Annotated in this window: 8 protein-coding genes; 1 reads left to right on the top strand and 7 read right to left on the bottom strand. The window is 67.6% G+C overall.

What is annotated here, in order from left to right:
- Window positions 1–30: 30 nt before the first annotated feature.
- The 4 genes from A5791_RS07815 to A5791_RS07830 are packed head-to-tail and all read right to left on the bottom strand — an operon-like array spanning window position 31 to window position 2,579.
- Entirely contained in the window at window positions 31–429 is a 399-nt protein-coding gene (locus tag A5791_RS07815) for a hypothetical protein (protein WP_067233652.1), read from the bottom strand.
- Entirely contained in the window at window positions 426–1,706 is a 1,281-nt protein-coding gene (locus A5791_RS07820) for an ArsA family ATPase (protein WP_082966809.1), read from the bottom strand. The genes A5791_RS07815 and A5791_RS07820 overlap by 4 nt, the downstream gene beginning before the upstream one ends.
- On the bottom strand, window positions 1,703–2,137 hold the full coding sequence (locus tag A5791_RS07825) for an SRPBCC family protein (protein WP_067233633.1): 435 nt from the start codon (window positions 2,135–2,137) through the stop codon (window positions 1,703–1,705). The genes A5791_RS07820 and A5791_RS07825 overlap by 4 nt, the downstream gene beginning before the upstream one ends.
- A 52-nt stretch (window positions 2,138–2,189) precedes the next feature.
- On the bottom strand, window positions 2,190–2,579 hold the full coding sequence (locus A5791_RS07830; RefSeq protein ID WP_067233655.1) for a polyketide cyclase / dehydrase and lipid transport: 390 nt from the start codon (window positions 2,577–2,579) through the stop codon (window positions 2,190–2,192).
- A gap of 129 nt (window positions 2,580–2,708) precedes the next feature.
- Between A5791_RS07830 and A5791_RS07835 the strand changes: the two genes are divergently transcribed.
- Entirely contained in the window at window positions 2,709–4,514 is a 1,806-nt protein-coding gene (locus A5791_RS07835; protein WP_067233635.1) for a long-chain fatty acid--CoA ligase, read from the top strand.
- Here A5791_RS07835 and pimB read toward each other — a convergent pair.
- From pimB to A5791_RS07850, 3 genes are all read right to left on the bottom strand, one after another.
- On the bottom strand, window positions 4,499–5,656 hold the full coding sequence (pimB, locus tag A5791_RS07840) for a GDP-mannose-dependent alpha-(1-6)-phosphatidylinositol monomannoside mannosyltransferase (RefSeq protein WP_067233638.1): 1,158 nt from the start codon (window positions 5,654–5,656) through the stop codon (window positions 4,499–4,501). The two genes, A5791_RS07835 and pimB, sit on opposite strands and share 16 nt — an antisense overlap.
- A gap of 21 nt (window positions 5,657–5,677) precedes the next feature.
- Window positions 5,678–6,475, bottom strand: a complete 798-nt coding sequence (locus A5791_RS07845) for a hypothetical protein (protein WP_067233641.1) — start codon at window positions 6,473–6,475, stop codon at window positions 5,678–5,680.
- A 37-nt stretch (window positions 6,476–6,512) separates the two neighbouring features.
- A partial coding sequence (locus tag A5791_RS07850) for an NlpC/P60 family protein (RefSeq protein ID WP_197504627.1) occupies window positions 6,513–7,050 on the bottom strand: 538 nt, incomplete at its 5' end.

A 7,050-nucleotide genomic window follows, 5' to 3' on the forward strand; every position in this document is an offset into this window, starting at 1 on the left:
ACGACTCCGACCACCTCGGAGCCGGGCCGCTCACTCCTCGACAGTGACAGGGATGGGCTGGTAACGAGTCTTGACGGCGGGCTTGTCGGGCTCGCTTCCGTTGGTGGTGACGGCCTCCGCCTGCTCGTCTGGCGGAAGGTTCTGCGGCCGGTCCATGTCGTCGACAATCGAGCGGATCGTGTCCAGCAGAGCGACGCTGTGGTCGGCGATGACGGTCACCAGCGGATGCTGTTCGCCGTTGACCAACGCCGCGAGCGCACACACGGGGCACCACACCTGCTGGCATTTGCCTTGCTCGCCCGTCGAATTCGCCGAGCCCGCCGCTGACGCCAGCGTGGCCGCCGAACGCAGCGCGGGGTCGATCCCGTTCAGCAGCGCTTGGGCAAGCCGGCGCAGCTCGGGACCGAGGTCGGGATGTGCCCCATTCACTTCGGCCACACCTCCGGATCTGGTTGAAAACGAATTGTGAGCTCACTGCCCCGCAGATGCGCGTCCAGCACCGTACACCGCCGTAATACGGACGCCAAACGAACCCTGCGCCGCAGCCCGCCGGAACTGATGATCAGGTCGTCGTCGACCCGGCCCAGTGTCAGCGCGCCCGGATCGAGTTGGGGCAACGCGACCCGCATTCGATACACGGACGCAAGCCCCGACCCGGATTCCAAGTCCACAATAGGCCGCAACGGGCCCGGCGGGGCGGCTCCGCCACGCCGACGGGCACCGTCGAGCAGCTCGCCCAGCGCCTTCGGGCCGATCGGCTCACCGGCCAGGTGTGGCGTCAGCACCAGCGCCACGTCCCCGATGGTGGTGTCGAGTTCGGCGAGCACAGAACGTTGTTCGGAGATGCGTTCGGCGTACCAGTAGAACGCCGGATGGTCAGGCAGGTTGCGGTACTCGTAGGACTCGTCGCGCAGCAGAACCTGATTCACGATCAGCTCTTCGACCCGAACGCCCATCAGCGCCAGTGAACCCAGCGTGCGTGTCGCCTCGGCGGCGACCACCCGTTCGGGCGTCAGCACAAGATGCGCGCTCACCAGGTCGCCGTCGGTCAGCAGGGCACTGAGCCGCTCGACGCTGGCGCTGGTGCGCTCCAGCAGTTCCACGATCGCGGCCGACCGGGGATCGTCGGCGCCGACGGAAAGCCGGCGGTGTCGCGGCCAGGCGCGTTCCACGTACAGCGCGAAGGTGGCGGGCAGGGTCAGCATCCGCAGCGCGTCCGCGGTGGAGGCGCAGTCGACCACGATGCGATCCCACCGCCCGGCCGCCGCGAGTTCGCCCACGGCGTGCAGGCCGAGCACCTCCTGGATACCCGGGAGTGCCGAAAGCTCTTCCGGGGCAATGCTGCTCAACTCGGATTCGGGGAATCGGCGGTCCAGTGTGTCAACCACATCGCGCCACCGCGTCTCGAGCAGGGCCAGCGTGTCCAGCGCCAGCGCGTCGAGAAACCCGCCAGCGTCGGCTTGCCCGGTTTCGAAGTCGACGAGTACCCGAACAGGATCGCCGCAGCCGGTCGGCGGTACTGCGACGCCCAACACGTCGCCCAGCGAATGAGCCTGGTCGGTGGACACCAGCAGGACCCGTCGGCCCCCGCTCGCATCACGGACGGCGGTGGCCGACGCCAGGGTGGATTTGCCTACCCCGCCCTTGCCGACGAAGAGACTGATCCGGGCGCGGGACGGCTGCCCGAATTCGCTCGAATCACTCAGCCCTCAACTCGTTTCTTCAGATCCTTCAAAGCGGTGTCGGTCAGCCTGCGTTCGGCCTTGCGCTTGAGCATCCCGATCATCGGGATGGCGAGGTCGACGGTGAGCGCGTAGGTGACCTCCGTGCCAGAGTCCTTGGGCGCCAAGTGATACGAGCCCTCAAGCGACTTCAGCAGCGAACTGGAGACCAGGGTCCAGCTCAGCGATTTGCGGTCTTCCGGCCAGGTGTAGGACATGACCATCGTGTCTTTGATGACGCCGGCGTCCATCACGAACCGCACGACTTTCGGATATCCGTCGTCGCCGCGTTGCTGCACTTCGGCTTCTTTGTACTCCGAGATCCATTCCGGATAGGTATCGATGTCGGCGATCACTTCCAACACGGTGCTCGGATCGGCATTGATGAAAATCTTCTGCGTCGTCTTCTCCGCCACCTGGCTACTTACCTCTCTCCCGCGCGGTCGACCCCGGGCATTGCCGACCCGGTTAACCTACCGGAGAAGTACCCACCGGACGCGAGCGTTCCAGGGTTGTCTTCACCTCGAATGCCATTTTTTTCCCGGCCACTCGACGCTGATGTGTCATCTTGGCCAAATTCATCTTTGCCAGCTGCCAGGCGGCCACACCGGACGGTTCTGCATGCAGGAAGTAGTGCAGCACGACCCCATCCAGCGACGGCTCCAGCCAGACCTCCATGGTGCCCGTCAACGCGCCGGTCACCGACCAGCGAATGCCCTTTTCAGCACGATCGTCGACGACCTGCAGCCGCAGGTCCGGCCACCACCGGCGCCAGCTCGCGCGATCTGCGATGGCAGCGTTGACCCGCGCGCCGTCGGCCGCGACGAATGTCTCGTCCGCGATCTGGATGCTGTTCATCGTTTCAGCTTTGCACACCATTGCGCCGCTGCGGCCGCTCGCCTCAGTGCTATCCAGACACTCGGATTAGGCTGGCGGCAGCAAGCCGGCAACCGGCAACATCACACGAGGTCAAGCGAGGTTATTCCAGTGCCTGAGTTAAGTGCCCCTGCCCGCTTTTCGGTCGACGAGCGCGACAACGTCGCGGCCGTGGTCTTCGAGCACGAGCGCGACGATCCCGACTTCGTCATCTATCAGCGCCTGATCGACGGCGAATGGACCGACGTCACGTGCGCCGAAGCGGCACGCCAAATTCGTTCCGCAGCACTGGGTTTGATCGCCCTGGGGGTGCAGGCCGGCGACCGGGTGTCCATCTTTTCGGCCACCCGCTATGAATGGGCGATCCTCGACCTCGCGATCCTGGCCGTTGGCGGCGTCACCGTGCCGATCTATGAGACGTCGTCGGCCGAGCAGGTGCGCTGGGTGCTGCAGAACTCCGCGGCCGTGCTGGCCTGTGCCGAAACCGACGCGCACGCCGCGATGATCGCCGAGCTCGCCGGCGACCTGCCCGAACTGCGCCGCGTGCTGCACATCGACGGATCGGGCCCCAAGGCGCTCGACCAGCTCGCCGAGGAGGGTGCCTCGGTCGACGAGGCCGAGCTGACCGCGCGGCAGGACGGGCTGCGTTCCGAGCACGCGGCGACGCTGATCTACACGTCGGGCACCACCGGGCGCCCCAAGGGCTGCCAGCTCACCCATGCCAACCTCCTTTACGAGATCCGGGGCACCCAGGAATGCCTGCCGACGCTGTTGCGCGAGGGCGAGCGGTTGCTGGTGTTCCTGCCGCTGGCGCACGTACTGGCCCGGGCACTCACCCTGTCCGCCTTCGCCAGCAAGGTGACGGTCGGATTCACCAGCGACATCAAGAACCTGCTGCCGCTGTTCGCGGTGTTCAAGCCCACGGTGGTGGTGTCGGTGCCGCGGGTGTTCGAGAAGGTGTACAACACCGCCGAGCAGAAGGCCTCCAACGAGGGCAAGGGTCCGATTTTCAAGAAGGCCGCGCAGGCCGCGGTCGACTGGAGCCGCGCCCACGACGGTGGCAAGCCGGGCTTGGTGTTGCGTGCCAAGCATGCGCTGTTCGACCGACTCGTCTACCACAAGCTGCGCGAGGCGCTCGGCGGCGACTGCCACGCCGCGGTGTCGGGCGGCGCGCCCCTGGGTGCGCGGCTGGGCCACTTCTTCCGCGGTGTGGGCGTGACCATCTACGAGGGCTACGGCCTGACCGAGACCAGTGCCGCGATCACCGTCAACCAGATCGGCGCGCTGAAGATCGGGACCGTGGGGAAGCTGGTTCCCGGCAACAGCCTGCGCATCGCCGACGACGACAAGGAGCTGTTGGTGCGTGGCGGTGTGGTCTTCACCGGCTACTGGAAGAACGACCAGGCCACCGAGGAGGCATTCACTGACGGCTGGTTCCGGACCGGTGATTTGGGCGCCGTCGACGACGAAGGCTTCTTGACCATCACCGGACGCAAGAAAGAGCTGATCGTCACCGCCGGCGGCAAAAACGTCGCCCCTGCCGTGCTGGAGGACCAGCTGCGGAGCCATCCCTTGATCAGCCAGGCGATGGTGGTCGGGGACAACAAGCCGTTCATCGGCGCGCTGATCACCATCGATCCCGAGGCGTTCGACGGGTGGAAGCAGCGCAACAGCAAGTCCTCCGGTGCGTCGGTGGGCGACCTGGCCACCGACCCGGACCTGGTGGCCGAGGTGGATGCGGCGGTCAAGCAGGCCAACCAGCAGGTGTCGCACGCCGAGTCGATCCGCAAGTTCCGCATTCTGCCGGTCGACTTCACCGAGGACACCGGCGAGCTGACACCGACGATGAAGGTCAAGCGCAACGTGGTAGCGGAGAAGTTTGCCTCCGATATCGAGGCCATCTACACCAAGGACTGATCGCCGCGCAGGAGGTCACCCAGCCGGGCGGCCAGCATGTCCCAGCGCCACTGGGACGTCACCCATTCCCGCCCGGCGGCGCCCATCGCGGCGGCCCGGTCGGGGTCGGCGAGCAACTTTGCGACGGCGTCGGCGACGTTCTCCACCGAGCGGCCGTCGACAATCAGCCCGGTCTTGTTGTGCTGCACCGCTTCTGGGGCTCCACCCGACTCACCGGCGATCACGGGTACGCCGGTGGCCGAGGCCTCCAGGAAGACGATGCCCAACCCTTCGACGTCCATGCCTGCACCCCGGGTACGGCATGGCATGGCGAACACATCGGCCAACGCGTGGTGGGGCGGCAGCTCCGCGGTCATCACACCGCCGGTGAACGTGACGTGGTCGGCCACTTCGCATTCGCGCGCCAGCTTGCGCAGGGTGTCCAGATACGGTCCGCCGCCGACGATCACCAGCGCGGCTCCGTCCACGCGCCGCCGGATCGAGGGCAACGCCTTGATCAGTACGTCCTGGCCTTTGCGCGGCACCAGCCGCGACACGCACACCACGGTGGGCCGGTCCCCCAATCCGTAGCGGGCGCGCAGTTCTGCGCGTGCGGCCGGATCGGGACGGAACCGGTCGGTGTCCACTCCGGGCGGCAGGTATTCCAGTGACGCCGCGGGTCCAAAGGCCGGCGCGAACCGAGACCGCGTGTAGCGGCTCACGAAGGTCACGACGTCGGTCTGATCTCCGATACGGCGCAGCACCGACCGCGCGACCGGCAGCATCGACCAGCCCACTTCGTGGCCGTGGGTGCTGGCCAGCACCCGGGTGGCGCCCGCCTGGCGGGCACGCTGACTCAGCAGGGCCAGCGGCGCGGCCGCGCCGAACCAGACGGTGTCGATCGCCTCGTCGGCGATCAGCCGGCGCATGCGGCCGTCGACGGCGGGGCCGGGCAGCATGAGCGTGCCGGGATGGCGCACCACGCGATAACCGGTCTCGCGGGCCAAGTCGTCGAACGCGTCGGCGCCCTTCCATTGCGGTGCATAGACCGTCACGTCGTGGGACCGGGCGGCGACCAGCCGGCTGACGAACTCACCCAGGTAGGACTGGATGCCGCCGCGTCGGGGCGGAAAGTCGTTGGTTACCAGCAGGACCCGGCTCACTCGGGTGAGGCTAGCCGGTGGTCAACGCGTCAGCCACCGGTTCCACGCCGTGACCAGATCTCCGGGGTCGATGCCCAGCACGTCGCGAACGGCGGTGGACAGGTCGGTGTGCCCCACTCCGCAGGTGGCCAGGTAGAGCGCGCGCAACTTCGCAGTGCCGTAGGTGTCGGCGATGAACCGGGCGAACCACCATGCGCGGTCGTAAGCCAGTGATCGCTCCGGCCCGGGCGCGTCCAGATCGGCGTCCGACGGCAGTGCCTGCGCAACCGACAAAGCGTCGACAGGCAACGCGGTCTGCGGCCGGGCGACGAAATCGGCTACCCCTTCGGTCAGCCAGCGCGGTGCGTCCACGGCGGTGTCTACTCTTGCCGCATAATGGAAAAGCTCGTGCGCCAACACTATTCGCAGCGCGGTTTCGCTCATATTGACCGCGCCCGGCGCGAACACCATCCGCTGGTTCACCGCGACCCGGTGAGCGGGATCAATGCGATCCACGACCGTGACCGCGGCGATATCGGCCCACTGCGATGCCGGGCCGCCGCCGGCGGCAGCGCGAAACTGTTCATCCGAGCCGACGGCCACAACCGAAATCTCGCGGGACCAGTCGGTGCCCCAGAAGGCCTCGACCTTGTCGACCGCGACGCCGATGTTCGACGCGATGCGGGACAGCAGGCGTTCGGCATCGGTTCCGCCGAGATCGATCAACCGGACCGTGCGGTCGCCGAGGGCCAACGGCCCGTGCCCGGGGTGTGAAGGCACCGGATGCACCGCCACGACCACGGCAGCGATCAGCTCGCCCACCAACAAACAAGCCAGCAGTGGCGACCACCGGCGAAGGCGCTTAGCGACGAGGCGTCTAGTAGCGGCGCGCGTCGTAGATCGGGCCGGAGGAGTTCATCGGTACTACCCGCACCGGCACTCCGTAGGTGGAGGAGTGGATCATCATCCCGTCGCCGACGTAGATGCCGGCATGCGACGCGTCCGAGTAGAAGGTCAGCACGTCACCGGGCTGCAGGTCCGACAGCGCTACCGGTTGACCGCCGTGGGCCAGCGCCTGGCTGGAGTGCGGCAGTGAAATGCCGGCCTGCTGGAAGGCCCACATCACCAGTCCGGAGCAGTCGAATGCGCCCGGCGAGGCGCCGCCCCACACGTAGGACGATCCGACTTGGCTCAACGCCGCCTGCACAACGGTGGCACGATCCCCGGTGGGAACCTGCCCGGGCGCCCCGCCCGGCGCCCCGCCGGGAGCGCCTTCAGGCGGCGCAGCCTCGCCTGGGGGTTGTCCCTCAGCCGGTGGCGCGCCGGGGGGCGCTGCGTCGGGCGCCGGGCGGGGCGCCCGGGCCGGTTCCCACCGGGGCTCGTGCCCCCGTTGTGCCGGCGGCGTTGCGCCCAAA

Source organism: Mycobacterium sp. 852002-51163_SCH5372311, from assembly GCF_001667115.1.
Lineage (GTDB): Bacteria > Actinomycetota > Actinomycetes > Mycobacteriales > Mycobacteriaceae > Mycobacterium.